We start from the raw sequence: 20,142 nt of genomic DNA, 5'->3' as shown, positions 1-20,142 counted from the left end.
CCAACAAAATAACTTTCAACATTAGTCTAACGTAATATCTAAACCTAATCCACGTAACTCATGCACCAATACGTTAAACGATTCCGGTACACCTGGAGTAGGAAGGTTCTCGCCTTTTACAATCGCCTCATAAGTTTTGGCCCTACCGATAACATCATCCGACTTAACAGTTAATATCTCTTGTAGGATATTGGCAGCACCAAATGCCTCCAATGCCCAAACCTCCATCTCACCAAAACGCTGACCACCGAACTGGGCTTTACCACCCAATGGTTGTTGTGTAATCAATGAGTATGGTCCGATTGAACGAGCGTGCATCTTATCATCAACCATGTGTCCTAATTTCAACATGTAGATAATACCTACAGTTGTTGGTTGGTCAAATTTCTCACCCGTTAAACCGTTATGTAAGTAAGTTCTACCTGAAGCAGGTACACCCGCTTTAGCGATCCAATCTTCTACCTCGTCATGTTTAGCACCATCAAAGATTGGAGTTGCAAATTTAACACCCAATTCTTTACCGGCCCATGCCAATACAGTTTCATAGATCTGGCCCAAGTTCATACGTGAAGGTACACCCAGTGGGTTCAACACGATATCAACAGGAGTTCCATCTTCAAGGAATGGCATATCTTCATCACGAACGATACGGGCTACAATACCCTTATTACCGTGACGACCAGCCATCTTATCACCTACTTTTAACTTACGTTTTTTAGCTACATAAACTTTAGCCATTTGTACAATACCTGATGGCAATTCATCACCAACACTGATGGCGAATTTATCACGTTTGTAAGCACCTAGCTCTTCGTTTACACGAATACCATAGTTATGAAGCAACAACTTGATTTGATCATTTTTGTCATCATCAGTAGTCCATTTGTATGGATTGATGTGCGCATATTCTAGATCTGTTAAACTTTTCTGAGTAAACTTAGCACCTTTAGGGAACAACAATTCTTTATAAACGTTGAATACACCTTGAGATGTTTTACCATTCACAATTTGGAATAGTTTGTCTACCAATTCATTTTTCAGATTTAAAACAGCAAGATCATATCTCTTGTCTAATTTCTCTATTGCCGATTTCTCTTCAGCTTTAGTAGTTTTCTTAGCTCTTGAGAATAACTTAGTGTCAATTACTACACCTCTGATAGATGGTGGAGTTTTCAAAGATGCATCTTTCACATCTCCTGCTTTATCACCAAATATCGCACGTAATAATTTCTCCTCTGGCGAAGGATCAGATTCTCCTTTAGGAGTGATCTTACCAATAAGGATGTCACCTTCTTTAACCTCAGCACCGATACGGATAATACCGTTCTCATCTAAATCTTTAGTAGCTTCTTCAGAAACGTTAGGGATATCTGGTGTTAATTCCTCTTCCCCACGTTTTGTATCACGCACTTCCAATTCAAACTCTTCAATGTGTAATGAAGTAAAGATATCTTCACGAACAATACGCTCGCTAATTACGATCGCATCCTCAAAGTTATACCCTTGCCAAGGCATGAAAGCAACTTTTAAGTTTCTTCCTAATGCCAATTCACCATTTTCAGTAGCGTAACCTTCACAAAGTACTTGCCCTTTAACAACTTTCTGACCTTTCTTAACGATCGGTTTCAAGTTGATACAAGTATTCTGGTTAGTTTTCTTGAATTTGATTAATTTATAAGTTTTGCTATCACCTTCGAAAGAAACTAAACGATCGCCGTCGTTTCTTACATACTTAATAGTGATCTCATTTGCATCTACATATTCAACTACACCTTCGCCTTCAGCATTGATCAGTGTTCTTGAATCGCGGGCTACGCGACCTTCCAAACCTGTACCAACAATCGGAGCCTCAGGACGCAACAAAGGTACGGCCTGACGTTGCATGTTCGATCCCATCAAAGCCCTGTTCGCATCATCATGCTCAAGGAAAGGAATCAACGATGCAGCGATCGAAGTAATCTGATTAGGTGCCACGTCCATTAAGTCTAATTTCTCAGGCTCAATAACCGGGAAGTCACCCTCATAACGCGCTTTTACACGTGAGGTAGTGAAATTACCTTTATCATCGTAAGAGGCATTTGCCTGAGCAATCGTTTTACCATCTTCATCTTCAGCAGATAAATAGATAACCGGTTCGTCCATGGCTACAATACCATTCTCAACTTTTTTATATGGTGTTTCAATGAAACCTAAACTGTTGATCTTCGCATGAACACACAGAGATGAAATCAAACCAATGTTTGGTCCCTCTGGAGTTTCAATCGTACACAAACGACCGTAGTGCGTATAGTGAACGTCACGAACCTCGAAACCTGCACGCTCACGTGACAGACCACCTGGGCCTAAGGCTGACAAACGACGCTTGTGCGTAATCTCTGCCAAAGGATTCGTCTGGTCCATGAACTGTGATAACTGGTTTGTTCCAAAGAATGAATTAATTACCGACGATAAAGTACGGGCATTAATCAAATCAGTTGGGGTGAAAACCTCGTTGTCACGAATGTTCATACGCTCACGAATGGTACGAGCCATACGCGCTAAACCAACACCAAATTGAGCGTATAATTGCTCACCTACTGTACGAACACGACGATTCGACAAGTGATCAATATCATCCACCTCTTCTTTAGAGTTGATCAGTTTAATCAAATATTTAACAATCGCAATAATATCTGCTTTTGTTAAAACCTTTACATGATCAGGAGTATCCATCTTCAACTTACGGTTGATACGGTATCTACCCACATCACCTAAGTCATAACGTTTATCCGAGAAGAATAAACGCTCGATAATACCTCTTGCAGTTTCCTCATCAGGTGGTTCTGCGTTACGCAAAGCACGATAGATGTTTTCAACAGCCTCTTTTTCAGAGTTCGAAGTATCCTTTTGTAAAGTATTATATATAATGGTATAATCAGCCTGGCTTGCACCATCATCTTTAGACAAGATGATCGTTTTAACACCAGCATCAATGATCATATCAATATGGTCATCTTCTAAAACAGTATCCCTGTCCAAGATTACTTCATTACGATCAATAGAAACTACCTCGCCAGTATCCTCATCCACAAAATCTTCAACCCATTTCCTCAATACTCTTGCAGCAAGCTTACGGCCGATATATTTCTTCAAGCCTGATTTGCTAACCTTAACCTCATCAGCAAGATCAAACAATTCAAGAATGTCTTTATCAGAATCATAACCAATTGCACGCAATAACGTGGTAACAGGGAATTTTTTCTTACGATCGATATAAGCATACATCACGTTATTCACGTCAGTAGCAAATTCAATCCAAGAACCTTTGAAAGGGATTACACGGGCAGAATATAATTTAGTTCCGTTAGTGTGACGGCTTTGGCCGAAGAACACTCCAGGAGACCTGTGTAGTTGTGAAACAATTACACGTTCTGCACCATTAATCACAAACGTACCTTTAGGAGTCATATAAGGTATGGTTCCTAAATATACATCTTGAATGATGGTTTCAAAATCTTCGTGTTCTGCATCATTACACGAAAGCTTTAATTTAGCTTTCAATGGAACACTATAAGTTAACCCACGGTCAATACACTCAGGTATATCATAACGTGGTGGGTCAATAAAATAATCCAGGAATTCTAAAACAAAAATGTTTCTCGAATCTGTGATTGGGAAATTCTCAGCGAACACCTTAAACAAACCTTCTGTATGACGGTTATCTGAAGTAGTTTCGATCTGAAAAAATTCTCTGAATGATTGCAACTGCACATCAAGAAAATCTGGGTAATCTATGATATGCTTACTACGTGCAAAATTTACTCTTTGGTCGACTTTATTTGCCAATGGACTAAAGTTAATTTAGTTTAAGAATAAACTATTTGTTTGGTTTGCCGCTAAACAATTTCATCAACCAAACTAAATGAAATGTTTATAAACAGGTATAGACTCCGACTATACAGTCGGAGTCTACGTTTAATTTATATTAAAATTAAGTGATTACTTAATTTCAACTACAGCTCCAGCTTCTTCTAATTGAGTTTTCAAAGCATTAGCTTCGTCTTTAGAAACACCAGCTTTTAATTCTTTTGGTGCACCGTCAACTAAGTCTTTAGCTTCTTTCAAACCTAAACCAGTTAAGTCTTTTACCAATTTAACTACTGCTAATTTAGAACCACCAGCTTCTTTTAAGATTACATCAAAAGTTGATTTTTCTTCAGCTGCAGGAGCATCAGCACCAGCAGGACCTGCAACAGCAACTGCAGCAGCAGCTGGTTCGATACCATACTCGTCTTTTAAGATTTGAGCTAATTCGTTAACTTCTTTAACTGTTAAGTTTACCAATTGCTCAGCAAACGATTTTAAATCTGCCATTTTTATAGATTTTAAAAATTTTACGTAAAAATAATTTGTTTAATATGAACTTTTAAGGTGTCCTTAACCTTCTCTCTCTTGAAGAGTTTTAACAATTCCTGCAATTTTGTTACCACCTGACTGTAATGCCGAAATAACGTTTTTAGCTGGTGATTGTAATAATCCAATGATGTCTCCAATAAGCTCTTCTCTTGATTTCAAGCTTACTAAAGTATCTAATTGGTTATCACCAACAAATACTGTTGAATCGATATATGCAGCTTTAAGCTGAGGTTTATCAGTTCCTTTTCTCAAGGCTTTGATCAGCTTAGCTGGACCATTACCTACTGTTGAGAATAATAATGCTGATTGACCTTTAAGTGCAACAAAGATTTCTGATGCATCGCCTTCTAATCCTTCAATCGCTTTTCTGATTAAAGTATTTTTAGCAACTTGCATTTCAATCCCGCTTTCGAAACATTTACGACGGATACCGTTTATTTTCTCAACAGATAAGCTTGATGTATCGGCAATGTAAAAATTACCGTATTCCTGCATCTTCACTTGAAGAGCCGAAACGACTTCGTGTTTTTCTTCTCTGTTCATATTAAATACCCGTTACTGATTTAGCTTCGATTGCGATTCCAGGACTCATAGTTGAAGAAACATGAATGCTCTTAAAATAAGTTCCTTTTGCAGCTGATGGTTTTAATTTTGAAATTACTTGTAGAACTTCTAAAGCATTTTCATATATTTTATCTGCTGGGAATGATACTTTTCCTATTGAAGCGTGTATAATACCACTTTTGTCAACTTTAAAATCAATCTTACCGCCTTTTACATCAGTTACTGCTTTACCAACTTCGTTAGTTACAGTACCTGACTTAGGGTTTGGCATAAGGTTACGTGGACCTAAAACGCGGCCCAGTTTACCTACTTTTGCCATACAAGCAGGAGTAGTGATAATAATGTCAACATCAGTCCATCCACCTTCAATCTTGGCTACATATTCGTCTAAACCTACAAAATCTGCACCTGCCGCTTTAGCCTCTTCTTCCTTATCAGGAGTACAAAGAACTAATACACGTACAGTTTTACCTGTACCGTGTGGTAAAGTAGCAATACCACGTACCATTTGATTGGCCTTACGTGGATCTACGCCTAAAGATACGTCGATATCAACCGATGCATCAAATTTAGTTGTAGTAATCTCTTTTACCAAAGCAGCCGCATCCTTTAAAGAATACGTTTTACCAGATTCTAGTTTAGCATGTGCCTTTTTTTGATTTTTTGTTAATTTAGCCACTGTTGTAAACTGTTTTTTGTTAATTAATTTGTCCAAGGTGCATCACCGCTAACGGTGATTCCCATACTGCGTGCTGTACCTGCAACCATACTCATTGCAGATTCGATAGTAAATGCATTTAAATCAGTCATTTTATCTTCAGCAATTGACTTAACCTGATCCCAAGTCACCGAACCAACTTTCTTACGGTTGGGCTCAGCAGAACCACTCGTTAATTTAGTAGCATCCTTTAACTGGATAGCAACAGGAGGGGTTTTGATGATAAATTCGAAAGACTTGTCAGCATAAACAGTAATTACGACTGGTAATACTTTACCGGGCTTATCTTGGGTACGAGCATTGAATTGCTTGCAAAATTCCATAATGTTCACCCCTTTAGCACCCAATGCAGGTCCTACTGGTGGTGATGGATTTGCGGCTCCACCCTTGATTTGTAACTTAACAAGCGCACTGACTTCTTTTGCCATTTTCTGTTTTGTTAATTTGTAATACTCAATGTTATTATGTTGGAAGCATGTAACAATTAAGATCTTATATTGTTTTAATCACTTAAAACTATTCTTTTTCTACTTGCATATAGTTAAGCTCCAATGGAGTTTTTCTTCCGAAAATCTTAACCATAACTTTTAATTTCTTTTTCTCTTCGTTAACCTCTTCAATAACGCCAGTGAAACCATTAAATGGTCCATCCATAACTTTAACGTTCTCGCCTACATAATAAGCAACGTTCATGGTTTCGCCTTGCTGGCTCATCTCATCAACTTTACCTAAAATACGGTTAACTTCTGCTTGACGCATAGGAACTGGATTTCCACCCTTATCCCCTAAAAAACCAATCACACTATTAATATTCTTAATAATGTGTTCTAATTCTCCATCTAAAGTAGCTTCGATCAAAACGTAGCCAGGATAATAATTGCGCTCTTTTGCAATCTTTTTACCATCCTTCATCTGATAGTATTTCTCCATTGGTATCAATACCTGAGGTACCAAATGAGAAAATCCTAAACGACTAATTTCTGAATCGATATACTGTTTTACTTTTTTTTCTTTACCGCTAACAGCTCTAACCACATACCATTTCAACTGATCTTCCATTGAGCTATATTAATTAGAAAGTGATTTATAAAAAGTATCTAAAACAAAAGTAGATCCCTTATCCATTGCAAATACTACACATGCAATGATTAATGAAGCTACTAAAACCAATACTGCCGAATTTTGCAATTCACCCCATGTAGGCCAGGTAACCTTATGGGTCATTTCCTCGTATGATTCTTTTATAAATTGAACTACTTTAGCCATAATTATCTTTTTGCACGGGAACAAGGATTCGAACCCTGATCAAAGGTTTTGGAGACCTCTATTCTACCGTTGAACTATTCCCGTGTATATTTGATTCTTATCTTAAGAATCGGCATCTTTTAGAACAAAGTACTTAGGTGATAAAGCCTAAGTACTTTGCTTTATTGTTCACTACTTCCCGAAGGAGGTATTGATTATTTTAAAATTTCAGTTACCTGACCAGCACCTACTGTTCTACCACCCTCACGGATTGCGAAACGTAGACCTTTTTCCATTGCGATTGCGTTGATCAATTTAACTGTAATTGTAACGTTATCACCTGGCATAACCATTTCAGTTCCTTCAGCTAGTGAGATCTCACCAGTTACGTCTGTGGTACGGAAATAGAATTGTGGACGGTATTTGTTAAAGAATGGAGTGTGACGTCCACCTTCTGCTTTTGACAATACATAGATCTCAGCTTTGAAATCAGTGTGAGGATTTACCGAACCTGGTTTACAGATAACCATACCACGACGGATATCAGTTTTCTCAATACCACGTAACAATAAACCTACGTTATCACCAGCTTCACCATAATCAAGGATCTTACGGAACATCTCAACACCTGTTACAGTTGATTTAAGATTTTCTGCACCCATACCCAAGATCTCAACTGGATCACCAGAGTTGATTACACCACGCTCAATACGACCAGTTGCAACAGTACCACGACCAGTGATCGAGAATACATCTTCAACAGGCATTAAGAATGGAAGCTCAGTTAAACGTGGAGGAATTGGAATGTAGTTATCAACAGCATCCATTAATTCCATGATTTTACCTACCCATTTCGGATCTCCGTTCAAGCCACCAAGAGCTGAACCTTGAATTACAGGGATATCATCACCAGGGAATTCATAGAATGATAACAATTCACGAATTTCCATCTCTACTAATTCTAATAACTCAGGATCATCAACCATATCCACTTTATTCATGAATACAACCAATGAAGGAACACCTACCTGACGAGCCAATAGAATGTGCTCACGAGTTTGTGGCATTGGACCATCTGTTGCAGCCACAACAATGATAGCTCCATCCATTTGTGCAGCACCAGTAACCATGTTTTTCACATAATCCGCGTGACCTGGACAGTCAACGTGAGCATAGTGACGGTTAGCTGTTGAATATTCAACGTGTGCTGTATTAATAGTGATACCTCTTTCTTTTTCCTCTGGAGCAGAGTCAATAGAATCAAATGAACGCGCCTCAGATAAACCAGCATCAGATAACACTTTAGTGATAGCTGCTGTTAAGGTTGTTTTACCGTGGTCAACGTGACCGATTGTGCCGATGTTTAAGTGCGGCTTGCTGCGGTCAAACTTTTCTTTTGCCATGTTTTTATACTTATTAGTAGGTTAACTTTTTATTTATTATTTGTTTTGATACTATTTCAACACGAAAAACCTTGTTCAGCTGCTCTACAACAGTTTCACAAAGCATCTCTTTTTTTTGAGCCAAAGATGGGACTTGAACCCACGACCTCTTCCTTACCAAGGAAGTGCTCTACCGCTGAGCTACTTCGGCTTTTAATCTTAACCTGCATTCCATTTAACCGAAACAAGGGTTAAACTTTCAGGACTGCAGACCGCCCAGCTTTTTCCATTTTTGAGCGAAAGACGAGGTTCGAACTCGCGACCTATAGCTTGGAAGGCTATCGCTCTACCAACTGAGCTACTTTCGCTTTTAGATTTTCAATCTTTCGATCTTAAATCATGGTGGGGGGAGAAGGATTCGAACCTTCGAAGTCTTGCGACAACAGAGTTACAGTCTGTCCCATTTGGCCACTCTGGTATCCCCCCGCTTTTAATCATCACATATCACTACGTAATCTTAAAAGAGCCTCCTATCGGGATCGAACCAATGACCTACTGATTACAAGTCAGTTGCTCTACCAGCTGAGCTAAGGAGGCTTATATATCACATTACTTATAAATCAAGCAATGTTTTCTACAATATTAATCTTTCACAGAACATCCCTCTTTCTTACCGGGCCAACGCCCTCTCTGAATGGGAATGCAAATCTACAAGAATTTTAATACGATGCAAAATTATTTTCAAAAAAAAATTGGCAGAAGTAAATCTGCCAATTTCATATCAAAAACCTAAAAAATATGTACCTAGTAATCAGATACTTCATTCGCATTCAAAAGAACCTTGTGTTCACTCAACTTAATTCTCGTCTTATCTTTATGTTTAGTAATTTGCTTTCTTAATGATTCGATTGCCAAATCTGTCGCCTCTTCAAAGGTTTTACATTGCTCTTTTGCAAACATTGTAACCCCTGGTACGATAAGCTTAACCTCACTTATCTTATTGGCCTCGTCATCTACATTCTCTAATTTTAAATATATTTCCCCGCTAATGATTTGATCAAAAAACTGATCTAGCTTATCGACTTTTTTCTGGATAAAATCTAACAACTTCTGGTCTGCATTGAAATGAATCGATTGAACTGTAATTTTCATATTTTCCTCCTTTTTTATGCCTTTGGATGGGCCTGTTTATATATTGTTTTTAATCTCTCTACTGAATTATGCGTGTAAACCTGCGTAGCAGCTAAACTGGCATGTCCTAACAACTCTTTTATTGCATTTAAATCAGCACCCCTATTCAGCAAGCTTGTTGCATAGGAATGGCGCAACACGTGTGGACTTTTTTTATCCTGGGTGGACACATAAGTCAAATAACGCTGAACTATGCTTCTCACAAACGCAGGATAAGCTTCATCTCCTTTGTTAGTAACGATTAAGCCCCCCGTTTTGTTATCAAAATTTTGTAATGTTTTAAGCTTTACATAATCTTTCAATTGTTCGGCAAGTATTTTACTAATAGGAATGACCCGCTCCTTACTCCTTTTCCCCATTACCCGAATCGTTGAATCATAAAAATTAATATCCCCCTCCTTCAGCGATAGCAACTCAGCCAAACGCATTCCAGTACCAAAAAACGTCTCTATGATCAACTTGTCCCTTACCGAAGGAAAACTATCATCGAAAAACTCATCCGAATCCAGTAACAGATCTAACTTCGCATCATCTATAAATACAGGTAATTTTTTCGGCACCTTAGGCGCCTTAACCAGCGTCATGGGACTTGCGGATATTATATTCTGACGCAACAAAAACTTATAAAAACTGCGCAACGTAGATAATTTTCTGCCGACAGAATTTTCACCAACCTTATTATCCATCATGTACACCATAAAATCTCTTACATGCACATGCTTAACCTCGACTAAAGGTAAGTCGAATGTTTTCCTTATAAAATCTTCAAACTGAATCAGATCTGTTTGGTAAGACTGAATGGTATGCGAAGAATATCTCTTCTCGTGCTGCAGATAGGTTAAAAATTGCTCAACAGTCATAGAAAATCTTTACGTGCTCGGTTGAGTCAAGTTACAAAACATAGTTCAACTTTTTGTGTTTATTTTAACATAAAATTTAAACTAACCCACAAAATAAGGTAGTAACATAAGCTAACCTACTAATCTTCAAATTATTCACCTATCTTAACTATAATTAAAAAGAACACCATATACCAGCGTAATTAATTTTTATATTTTTAATAAAATATTGCCTAATTTAATTTCACATTTAAAATCTCAAAAAAAGAATTTGCACTAAGCGCTCACCGTCGTATTTAAAGCATTTATAACCACAAACTGAATGAAGAATTGCACAAAATAATGCGAATCAAATATGAATAAAGACATTAATGCCTCCAATAACCAGACTTTCTTTTTTGAAGTTAAGGAAAGATCAGATCGGTTAATGAATTACTTCCTGATTTGTTTCTTTTTAGTCGGACTTTTAATCGCCTCATACTATGACACCTGGTTAATTGCATTTGGAGTTGGTGGAATTTCCTTACTCGCCTACTATTCGGCAAAAATAGCATTACCCGACTCAACCTTATATCAGTATGTTTTAAGCACCGTACTAGGCATTTTTATGGCCCAGTTTATCTACCAGATGCACGGGATGTTTGAAATGCATTTTTTCGCTTTTATCGGTAGCGCCTTACTCATCACTTATCAGAAATGGAAATTGCAGATTCCCATATTAATTATTGTGGTTCTTCACCATACCATCTTCAGCCACCTTCAGAACATCGGCTTCAATAAAGTTTATTTCAGCAATCAGGACCACATTGATCTCCAAACTCTTCTAATCCACCTCCTCCTCGCCGCCGTAATATTCTTTATCTGTGGATTATGGGCATATCAGCTGGAAAAATATAGTGCAATGCGCAAGCAGAATGAAGAAGCCCTTGACAAATCAAATCAACAATTAAGAAAATTTAATTTAGAACTAGAAAAAGCCCGTCAGGATGCTGATCAGGCTAGCCAGGCAAAGAGCATATTCCTAGCTACAATGAGCCATGAAATACGAACCCCAATGAATGGGGTGATTGGGATGTCTACCCTATTGGGCGAAACACCTTTGACAGAAGAGCAGCGAATGTTCAACGAAACAATCAACACCTGTGGAGAAACACTGATCAATGTAATTAACGATATTCTGGATTTTTCAAAGATCGAATCAGGAAACCTCGAACTCGAAAGAGAAGACTTTGATTTGCGTCGTTTAATTGAGGATGTGCTTTATATTTTCGCCAGCAAAGCAGCACAAACCCATTTAAACCTGATTTATGATATCCAGGAAAACGTACCCCTACAGATTGTTGGGGACCATTTAAGATTGAAACAGATTTTAACCAACCTGGTAGGTAACGCAATGAAATTTACAGAACAAGGGGAAGTTTGCGTATTCGTTCACTTAGAAAATACCAAACCAGACGGACAAGTAACATTAAGATTTGATATACGGGATACGGGGATTGGTATACCAGAAGACAAATTAAATCGATTATTTAAAGCATTTTCCCAGATAGATTCATCTACCACAAGAAAATATGGAGGTACAGGACTGGGCCTCGCCATCTCAGAAAAACTAGTCGACTTAATGGGGGGACAAATCTGGGTAGAAAGCAAACCTGACCTAGGCTCTACATTTTCGTTTACGATAACCACTTATATAGGAAATCTGAACAGACAGGCTCCCTTTCAGGATGAAAAGCTGATTCCGAGTAAATTGTCAACAAACTTTAGCAAGAAATTCCCATTCACCATACTCATAGCAGAAGATAACCAAATGAACCAACATGTGATTCTGAATATCCTGCGTAAGATGGGCTATTCACCAGATCTGGCTAAAAATGGACAAGAGGCGATTGAAGCCGTTAAGCAGAAAGAGTATGAGATAATTTTAATGGACATCCAAATGCCTGTCATGGACGGACTGGAAGCCACCCAGATCATTCGCAAAACACTTAAAAAGCAGCCTATCATTATTGCACTAACGGCTAATGTAATGACAGACGACGAAGAAACATGTATAAATGCCGGGATGAACGACTATATCCGTAAACCCTTTAAACTAGAAGAATTGATGAATAGACTAGAGAAATGGCATTTAATCGGCATTGAAAAATAAAAAAGCGCCACCGAATAATCGATGGCGCTTTAATATCATATTAAACTTTTAGAACTAGATTGTTCCTTCAAGTTGCATATTTTGCTTGTAAATAGCGTGTTTCACTAGTGTACGACGAGCTACAGATTTTTTCTCATAAGCTTGGCGGCTACGCAATTCTCTCAAAACTCCAGTTTTTTCAAACTTCTTTTTGAAACGTTTTAACGCCTTATCTAATGATTCGCCGTCTTTAATATTAATAATGATCATAACGTAAAATACCTCCTCTCGTTGTTTTTAGGACTGCAAAGATAGAGCTTTCATTTGATAATCAAAACAATATATTATATTTAATTATTAATGAGCCTAAACTCAAACCAGAATGTTATTTAATTACCTTTAATCATCAATAATCATATCTATGAAATCTAAAAAAACACTTTACATTATCCTTGCGATCGTAATCCTCGGCCTTAGTGGCTTCGTTTATTACAATTACTATTTTGTATTTGGAGAAGGTGTTAAAGCCGGACAACTTAATTATGTAGTTAAAAAGGGATACCTATTTAAAACATATGAAGGCAAACTAATCCAAACGGGATTCCGCACCGGACAGCCTGGAGCCATCCAATCGAATGAGTTTGAGTTTTCGGTGACCAATGATTCTATTGCTGAGAAAATGATGCTAAATAGTGGAAAAACGTTCGAACTGCATTATAAAGAATATGTAAATCGCTTGCCTTGGAGAGGTTATAGCCCATTTGTGGTCGATAAAATCATATCCATAAAATAAATAAATCCGGCTATCTTTCGATGGGCCGGATTTACCAGTTTTATATTTGGTTAGAATATCTCGTCTTAAATGGGGAGCACTAATCCTTCAACACTTCACGTGCGATGACTATTTTTTGAATTTCAGAGGTCCCCTCTCCTATTGTACATAGTTTACTATCACGATAGAACTTCTCAACCGGAAAATCTTTAGTGTAGCCATAGCCACCAAAAATCTGTACAGCCTCAGTAGCGCATCTTACACAAACCTCCGATGCAAAGTACTTGGCCATAGCCGACTCCTTAGTCATAGGTAAACCACGGTTCTTTAAATCAGCCGCCTGTCGGATCAACAAATCAGCAGCTTCAATCTCCGTAGCCATATCCGCAAGTTTAAAACTTATCCCCTGAAAGCTAGCTATTGGCTGTCCAAACTGATGACGCTCTTTAGAATAGGCAACAGCCGCCTCATAAGCCCCCTTAGCAATACCGAGCGCCAGCGCTGCAATAGAGATCCTTCCACCGTCCAACACCTTCATGGCCTGTTTAAACCCGTCTCCAACATTACCTAAAAGGTTCTCCTTCGGAACGCGACAATTGTCAAAAATCATCTCTGTAGTTTCCGAGGCTCTCATACCTAGTTTATTTTCTTTTTTACCAGCCGAAAAACCTGGTGTACCACGTTCAACTACGATCGCAGAAATACCTTTAGCTTCTCCCTTTTCGCCAGTGCGTACCATTACCACTGCAATATCACCACTTTTACCGTGTGTGATCCAATTTTTGGCTCCGTTAATTACATATTCATCCCCATCCAACGTAGCCGTGGTCATCATCCGCAAAGCATCCGATCCAGTATTAGCTTCCGTTAAACCCCAGGCACCTATCCATTCAGCAGAAGCCAACTTAGGTAACCATTTCTGTTTTTGCGCTTCATTTCCAAAAGCAAGAATATGTCCGGTACATAACGAATTATGCGCTGCCAGAGATAAACCGATAGAACCACAAACTTTTGCGACTTCAACAATTACATCTACATATTCCTGATAACCAAAACCTGATCCCCCATAAGTTTCTGGAACAAGTACGCCCATCAAACCCAGTTCACCCAATTGCTTAAAAACTTCGACAGGGAAATGTTGTGCCTCGTCCCATTCCATCAATTTTGGCCTGATATTTTTTTCGGCAAAATCTTTCACCATGCTTCTGACCATCTCCTGATTTTCTGAGATACTAAAGTTGTATCCCACAGAATTATCCATCGTTTCTAACATATTTTATTGTTTGAATTTGGGCAATGATAAACAAATAAAACAACAGCATCACCAGTTAAAAATTCGCCAAAACATAGAACGAAATGGTATTTAGTTCATTAACCTTACCCTATCATTTTAGACAAATGAATAAGGCCAGAAATTTTACTGTTATTTTTTTTCAAAAATCTTGCACTCAATAGCCAAAAGCTACAAAAAACAACAAATCAGCCAAATTCTAATAAGAGGCAAGTGAAAATATCTGCGTGTTATAAGGCGCCAATCTGACTCTTCCATTCAAGAAATCCAAAGCAATAATGAAAGAATAACCCGCAACCTCAGCGCCCAGCTGCATCACTAATTTAGAAGCTGCAACAACGGTTCCTCCGGTAGCTAGCAAGTCATCATGTATCAAAACTTTTTGTCCCGCAATTAATGCGTCCTCATGTAGCTCTATCGTTGCCGTTCCATATTCCAAGTCATACGACTGCTTTACCGTTTTATAAGGCAGCTTACCCGCCTTCCTAATCGGCACAAAAGGAACATTTAAAAGTTGCGCCAATGTCGGACCAAATAAAAAACCCCGGCTTTCAATACCTGCGACTACATCTATTCCCACATCTTTGAGTTGCTCCGCTAATGCTTTGGTAATCTCCATACACAACTGAGGATCTTTTAATATGGGGGTAATGTCTTTAAAAACGATCCCAGCTTTAGGAAAATCATTTACATCGCGTACAGTTGATTTTATTTTTGATTCTATCATGATTAAAATTCAAGATAAGCAGCCAAACGGTTAATTGTTTCCTGATTTAAAATAGCCACTTTATTTAAGTCTGCAATATTACTATAATTTCCATGCTGTTTTCTATATTGTATCAGTGCATTTACCTGTTTATACCTAATGTATGGGTGATTTTTAAAATCAGCAAACTCGGCAGTATTCACATTTATCCTTTTTAATTTAGTCACATCAACTACAACCTGGTCTTTAATCTCTTCGTACTTTACGGAATCCAGGCCAAAAACTTCCATCAGTTGTTCTTTTTTATAAAAGCCACCAATGCGTTCTCTATAGTTAATGATGCGATTGGCAAAGGTCATCCCAATCCCCCTTATTTGATCGAGCGCTGTAGTATCGGCCCCATTAACTTCAACAACGACAGGCGCCAACTTTATATGCACTTGCTTGGGATATGTTTTCGAATTAAGCGCCGGGCTGTTTTCTAAATCATTCGCAATCCTAATATAGGGCTCCCATTGTTGATACATATGTAAGCTTATCGTGTACATTTTACGTAAGTCTTCTTTCTTTCTAAATTGACCACCTTTTGCCCGGTATTTTAAAATAGCCCCAGCTTGTTTGGCTGATAGCCCTAGCTTTATCCATTCCTCCACGCCTATCCTATTCGGATCAAAAGCAAATAGGCTGACTTTCCTTTTAACTGTAGGTTGTTCAAAATTATATTCCTTTTTATCGCTCAACTTTTTCTTATCCAGCAAGGCTAATGTCAAAACTGCTTGTTGCTCAGCTTCGGTTACCTGTTCCTCCTCTTTCACTAAACCATATAAATAAGGAAAGCTCATCATTAGCCCAATAAGGACAAAAAGCGTCATTAATCCATTAAACTCTCTCTTGGTAAATCCAAAATAAACAGCCAACCATTTCTTCATCAGCTAATTTAACCAACTTACTTAAGACTAACCAACCTACAATCGATACTGCAATCACATTTATTAAATTGTTATCATTTTATTAACTTGCATTCAATCCGGCAGGCTTCCACAAAATTCATCAACCAAACAGCAGAAAAGAAGCTGTAGTTAATAACCAAGGATATACCAGAACGTTGCTCCTCCCTTTATAAGGCCTGGGCGCCAGCAAGGCCCCAGCAATGTCCCGGCAATTATAAGCCATCCCCACAGCGTTTCCTAGCCTTAAATCCGTGTATAAAATACCGTTTTGAACATAATTATAGCAATAGTTAATTGCTTATATTTCTAGCTTGTAACTCGCTTTAAAAATATAAATCTTATTTTTGAACTTGCTTTACAATTCATTAATCCAATTTAAATGAAGATTATAACTACTAAAGAGTTTGCAAAGGCCACGAAGATAGATAAGTTAGGTGTACCGGGTTTAGCAGCTTTACTCATGGAGATGATGAAACTGAATGACATCAACAAGGTTTTTTCTCAAAATGAACACTTTAACGGACTTGAGTTTGTTGACAAAATATTAGAAACAATAGGTGTAAGCATCGATTTTGATGAAGATGATCTTAAAAGCATACCTAAAACAGGCGGTTTTATTGCCATAGCCAATCATCCTTACGGTGGTATTGAAGGACTCGCCCTCGTAAAATTGTTATGCACAGTAAGGCCAGAGGCCAAGGTGATGGTTAATTTTATCCTTAAAAAGATCCCTAACCTGAGCGAGTTCTTTGTAGCAGTAAACCCCTTCGAAAACGTCCAACATACGTCCAGCATCAGTGGCTTAAAAGCTACGTTCGACTTATTGAAAAGTGGGACTCCTATTGGGATCTTTCCTGCGGGTGAGGTTTCTACCTTTAGCTTAGATAAACAAGAGATTACAGACCGTATATGGCACCCTGTAGTGGGTAAATTAATAGCAAGAGCTAAAGTACCTGTTGTACCAATTTACTTCCATGGCAACAATGGAGTATTGTTTAATATCCTAAGTTTTATTCATCCTACTCTTAGAACGGCCAAATTGCCATCTGAATTTTTAAATAAACAAGGACTTAAAATAAAGGTTCGGATAGGTAAACCGATCAATATCGAAGACATCTCTTATCGGAACAACACCAATAAACTACTCGACTTTTTACGCGCCCGCACCTATGCGCTAGGCACCGGATTGGAAGAAGAGAAAAAAATGTTTAATCCGATCAACCTCTTCAAGATTAAGAAAAAACCAGAGCCGGTTATCGAAGAGACAGACCGCAACTTAATGGTTCAAGAAATTGAAGAGTTGGAAGGCTTTAGGGTATGGCAGGAAAAAAATTACGAAGTGTACATTGCGCCAACCATAGCTATTCCAAATGTATTGAGAGAAATTGGCCGTTTAAGGGAAATCACCTTTAGAGAGGTTGGCGAAGGAACCAACAAAAAGATCGACCTTGATAATTACGACATTTACTACAGTCACTTATTTATATGGGATAAAGAACTACAAAATATTGTAGGCGCCTACCGTATTGGTAAAGGTGATGAAATATTAAATACGATGGGCCGCAGAGGTTTTTACCTGTCGGAGCTGTTCAAAATTAAAGAGCCATTTTACCCATTGCTCAGAAAAGGAATAGAACTTGGTCGTTCATGGATTAGAAAAGAATATCAGCAAAAACCATTGCCCCTGTTTTTACTATGGAAAGGTATCTTGAAATACCTGTTAGATAATCCACAGTACAGGTATATGTTTGGACCTGTAAGTATCAGCAATAACTTTTCTAAGTTTTCTAAATCGCTGATTGTTGATTACATCACCAAAAACCATTTCGATTATGAATTGGCACATTACGTAAAACCTAAAAACAAATTTAAGGCGGACTTGTCGGCCATTGATAAAGACCTGCTCATAGAAAGTAGTGAATCCCTAAAAGATTTGGATAGTTTGATTTCTGACATTGAAAACTCACACATCAAGATTCCTGTGTTGCTAAGACAATACATGAACCTGAATGCAAAAATCATATGTTTCAATATAGACCCTAAGTTTTCTGATTGTCTGGATGGCTTTTTAGTGGTTGATATGCAGAATATCCCACCAGAAATGTTAGAGAAAGTTGGAAAGAACTTTTAAACCAAAAAGCCACGACATCCATCGTGGCTTTTTGTTATCAACTAAACCTAAACTTTATAAATACTAACCAAATATTTATGTCACAAAAGTAAGGTCGTGATGTTAAGAGCTTGTTAATTAGCAATTATGATAAATATTTTTTTCAAAGTTTCATTAGCGTCCAAAAGTATCATAGTTATCCTCGGCATATTTTTCAAAACGAAGTAAAAGCTTTATGTTCTGTCTTTCTAAATTCGTTAATTCCTTATCAACATTGCCCGAAATTGGGACATACCAATCTATCGGATTAAAAAAGTCCTTATAAGTTTGCTTTTTAAAAGTAAAACCGTGACGGGCAAAAATTGTATTTCTTAAAATCTGAAGATCAAGTTTTCTTAAATTCTTCAAGTCATTTTCCTTAAGTGCGGTATTTGATGCATTTATTTTAAAAATCTTATCAGAAGCACTTCTATAAAACGAATTAATCGAAGTGGTATCAATAGTGCCATCTTCTAATGTATCAAGTTGCGATTTAACTTTTTCTGAAGACCAGTCTACGTAGCCATAATCTGCTGACAGCATCAGGTTCGGATTATAAACAAACGCTTTTCTTAATAATTTGTATGATTTTTCCGGCCATTTCAGTTCCGTTTTGTATGCATTCCAAACGCCTATTAAGGTATCGCCTTTAAGTTTAAATTCAAATCGTCCATCATATTTATCTGTTCCGGGTTCATCAAGAATAAAACTTATTTGATCCCCATTTGCAGAAATCTTCCCTGATAAGGGTCTAACATTTCCAGAAACAATACTTTGGCCAATCACTCCGTCCTTTGTTATGCTTTTAATAATAATATTGATCTTGTCATTAGCAGAACTCATATCCCCTTCATACTCATCACTGCCAGCGACAATAAAATCGCCAACCCAGGATCCATATAAATCCTTATGAGTCTCTTTTTGCGCCGTTTCGACATCTTCTGTTCCAGATTTCTTTTCTCTGCACGAGAATAAAAAGAGAACTACACAACTTAACATTATTATTTTTTTCATATTTTTCTTTTAATAAGCCATTCGGCGATTAACAAATTAGGAATCCAACCCAACCAAGCAATAATTTGATATACATCCATGGGTGCCGGATGGAATAAATATACCAGGATCACTTTCCAAAGTCTTAACGAAATTGCGGAACAAGCCAGAGCAAAACTGCGCCACATATATTTTTTATGATCAATGACCTCACCTTTCAGAATTAAAATGATCGCTTTTAAAGTAAAATAAAACCATAGTACACCAAGTAAAACAAAAGAAACTTTAGCGATCAGTCCCCCATTGGCAAAACATCCTATAAATATTCCGGATGGGGCAGCCAGTAAAATTACCACCCCCGAATAAAAATAGCCCGAAACCTTATGAACCCTTTTATACTTGGCCAGTATTGTTGAGTTAAACTGAGTAATACCTGCAAGAAGCACAAAGATCGCGCTGTATACATGCAGATAAAATATCGGCAGATAAGATTTTATGCTGCTAACTTCTGTTTGTTTAATCTGGAGAAAGGCCACATCGTTACCGAAAGGAATATACCTTAACGTAATTCGCAGCATAAGGATAAAAAAATACACAAAGAACAGAAGTAGGAAAATTCCCTTATAGTTTAAGTCTCTCATTCGGTCATTCGCTCGCTTGAATGTTTTATCCTTAAAGCGATAGTTTGAACAACAAATGTAACACAACAAATTACTTACTAAACATTTATTTTTCAGAAAGAAAACAACCCTGTTAAGCAATTGTTAAACACTCGCATTTCCACAAACGAATAAGGCTGAAAGCTTAATATGCAAG

Annotated in this window: 19 protein-coding genes and 5 tRNA genes; 3 read left to right on the top strand and 21 right to left on the bottom strand. The window is 37.7% G+C overall.

What is annotated here, in order from left to right; all coding sequences use genetic code 11:
* Window positions 1–21: 21 nt before the first annotated feature.
* The 15 genes from rpoB to EZ444_RS14405 all read right to left on the bottom strand — a co-directional run bounded on the left by rpoB (window position 22) and on the right by EZ444_RS14405 (window position 10,355).
* Window positions 22–3,825, bottom strand: a complete 3,804-nt coding sequence (gene rpoB / locus EZ444_RS14475; RefSeq protein WP_131609881.1) for a DNA-directed RNA polymerase subunit beta — start codon at window positions 3,823–3,825, stop codon at window positions 22–24.
* 153 nt (window positions 3,826–3,978) lie between these two features.
* Window positions 3,979–4,353, bottom strand: coding sequence for a 50S ribosomal protein L7/L12 (gene rplL / locus EZ444_RS14470; protein WP_131609880.1), 375 nt, complete (start codon window positions 4,351–4,353; stop codon window positions 3,979–3,981).
* Window positions 4,354–4,416: 63 nt separating this feature from the next.
* A complete protein-coding gene (gene rplJ / locus EZ444_RS14465) occupies window positions 4,417–4,938 on the bottom strand; it encodes a 50S ribosomal protein L10 (protein WP_131609879.1) in 522 nt (173 codons plus the stop codon).
* Between the two features lies 1 nt (window position 4,939).
* A complete protein-coding gene (gene rplA, locus EZ444_RS14460; protein WP_090785203.1) occupies window positions 4,940–5,638 on the bottom strand; it encodes a 50S ribosomal protein L1 in 699 nt (232 codons plus the stop codon).
* 23 nt (window positions 5,639–5,661) lie between these two features.
* Entirely contained in the window at window positions 5,662–6,105 is a 444-nt protein-coding gene (gene rplK, locus EZ444_RS14455; RefSeq protein ID WP_073232496.1) for a 50S ribosomal protein L11, read from the bottom strand.
* 88 nt (window positions 6,106–6,193) lie between these two features.
* Window positions 6,194–6,736 (bottom strand): transcription termination/antitermination protein NusG, encoded by a 543-nt coding sequence (gene nusG, locus EZ444_RS14450; protein WP_090785117.1) that lies wholly within the window; start codon window positions 6,734–6,736, stop codon window positions 6,194–6,196.
* A gap of 9 nt (window positions 6,737–6,745) precedes the next feature.
* Window positions 6,746–6,943, bottom strand: coding sequence for a preprotein translocase subunit SecE (gene secE / locus EZ444_RS14445; RefSeq protein ID WP_090785115.1), 198 nt, complete (start codon window positions 6,941–6,943; stop codon window positions 6,746–6,748).
* A 13-nt stretch (window positions 6,944–6,956) separates the two neighbouring features.
* Window positions 6,957–7,027: transfer RNA gene (locus EZ444_RS14440), tRNA-Trp, on the bottom strand.
* A gap of 110 nt (window positions 7,028–7,137) precedes the next feature.
* Window positions 7,138–8,325 carry an elongation factor Tu gene (gene tuf, locus EZ444_RS14435; RefSeq protein ID WP_131609878.1) on the bottom strand — a complete coding sequence of 396 codons (1,188 nt, stop codon included), beginning with the start codon at window positions 8,323–8,325 and terminating at the stop codon, window positions 7,138–7,140.
* A gap of 118 nt (window positions 8,326–8,443) precedes the next feature.
* Window positions 8,444–8,515 (bottom strand) — tRNA-Thr (locus EZ444_RS14430).
* A gap of 84 nt (window positions 8,516–8,599) precedes the next feature.
* Window positions 8,600–8,672 (bottom strand) — tRNA-Gly (locus tag EZ444_RS14425).
* A gap of 32 nt (window positions 8,673–8,704) precedes the next feature.
* A tRNA-Tyr gene (locus tag EZ444_RS14420) sits at window positions 8,705–8,790 on the bottom strand.
* 38 nt (window positions 8,791–8,828) lie between these two features.
* A tRNA-Thr gene (locus EZ444_RS14415) sits at window positions 8,829–8,901 on the bottom strand.
* Window positions 8,902–9,108: 207 nt separating this feature from the next.
* The gene (hpf, locus tag EZ444_RS14410; protein ID WP_131609877.1) at window positions 9,109–9,456 is read right to left on the bottom strand and encodes a ribosome hibernation-promoting factor, HPF/YfiA family; all 348 of its coding nucleotides are present in this window, start codon (window positions 9,454–9,456) and stop codon (window positions 9,109–9,111) included.
* A 14-nt stretch (window positions 9,457–9,470) separates the two neighbouring features.
* A complete protein-coding gene (locus EZ444_RS14405) occupies window positions 9,471–10,355 on the bottom strand; it encodes a tyrosine-type recombinase/integrase (protein WP_131609876.1) in 885 nt (294 codons plus the stop codon).
* A gap of 334 nt (window positions 10,356–10,689) precedes the next feature.
* Between EZ444_RS14405 and EZ444_RS14400 the strand changes: the two genes are divergently transcribed.
* The gene (locus EZ444_RS14400) at window positions 10,690–12,486 is read left to right on the top strand and encodes an ATP-binding protein (RefSeq protein WP_131609875.1); all 1,797 of its coding nucleotides are present in this window, start codon (window positions 10,690–10,692) and stop codon (window positions 12,484–12,486) included.
* 54 nt (window positions 12,487–12,540) lie between these two features.
* Here the strand turns inward: EZ444_RS14400 and rpsU are convergent, their stop codons facing one another.
* Window positions 12,541–12,735, bottom strand: coding sequence for a 30S ribosomal protein S21 (rpsU, locus tag EZ444_RS14395; protein WP_008243148.1), 195 nt, complete (start codon window positions 12,733–12,735; stop codon window positions 12,541–12,543).
* 151 nt (window positions 12,736–12,886) lie between these two features.
* Here rpsU and EZ444_RS14390 point away from each other — a divergent pair, with 151 nt between their 5' ends.
* On the top strand, window positions 12,887–13,258 hold the full coding sequence (locus EZ444_RS14390) for a hypothetical protein (protein WP_131609874.1): 372 nt from the start codon (window positions 12,887–12,889) through the stop codon (window positions 13,256–13,258).
* 79 nt (window positions 13,259–13,337) lie between these two features.
* Here EZ444_RS14390 and EZ444_RS14385 read toward each other — a convergent pair whose 3' ends face one another.
* The 3 genes from EZ444_RS14385 to EZ444_RS14375 form a co-directional block, all read right to left on the bottom strand.
* On the bottom strand, window positions 13,338–14,510 hold the full coding sequence (locus tag EZ444_RS14385) for an acyl-CoA dehydrogenase (protein WP_131609873.1): 1,173 nt from the start codon (window positions 14,508–14,510) through the stop codon (window positions 13,338–13,340).
* Between the two features lie 217 nt (window positions 14,511–14,727).
* A complete protein-coding gene (locus EZ444_RS14380) occupies window positions 14,728–15,255 on the bottom strand; it encodes an adenine phosphoribosyltransferase (RefSeq protein ID WP_131609872.1) in 528 nt (175 codons plus the stop codon).
* Window positions 15,256–15,257: 2 nt separating this feature from the next.
* Complete coding sequence (locus EZ444_RS14375) at window positions 15,258–16,163, bottom strand: ComEA family DNA-binding protein (RefSeq protein ID WP_131609871.1); 906 nt, start codon at window positions 16,161–16,163, stop codon at window positions 15,258–15,260.
* 400 nt (window positions 16,164–16,563) lie between these two features.
* Between EZ444_RS14375 and EZ444_RS14370 the strand changes: the two genes are divergently transcribed.
* The gene (locus tag EZ444_RS14370) at window positions 16,564–18,315 is read left to right on the top strand and encodes a lysophospholipid acyltransferase family protein (RefSeq protein ID WP_131609870.1); all 1,752 of its coding nucleotides are present in this window, start codon (window positions 16,564–16,566) and stop codon (window positions 18,313–18,315) included.
* A gap of 153 nt (window positions 18,316–18,468) precedes the next feature.
* Here EZ444_RS14370 and EZ444_RS14365 read toward each other — a convergent pair whose 3' ends face one another.
* Both EZ444_RS14365 and EZ444_RS14360 read right to left on the bottom strand, forming a co-directional pair.
* Entirely contained in the window at window positions 18,469–19,347 is an 879-nt protein-coding gene (locus EZ444_RS14365; RefSeq protein WP_131609869.1) for a YARHG domain-containing protein, read from the bottom strand.
* A complete protein-coding gene (locus EZ444_RS14360; protein WP_131609868.1) occupies window positions 19,344–19,904 on the bottom strand; it encodes a DUF2306 domain-containing protein in 561 nt (186 codons plus the stop codon). Before EZ444_RS14360 ends, EZ444_RS14365 begins: the two co-directional genes overlap by 4 nt.
* Window positions 19,905–20,142: the final 238 nt, after the last annotated feature.

The organism is Pedobacter hiemivivus, assembly GCF_004331685.1.
GTDB lineage: Bacteria > Bacteroidota > Bacteroidia > Sphingobacteriales > Sphingobacteriaceae > Pedobacter > Pedobacter hiemivivus.
The sequence above is the reverse complement of the archived record's forward strand: the minus strand, read 5'-3'. Positions and strand labels throughout refer to the sequence as shown.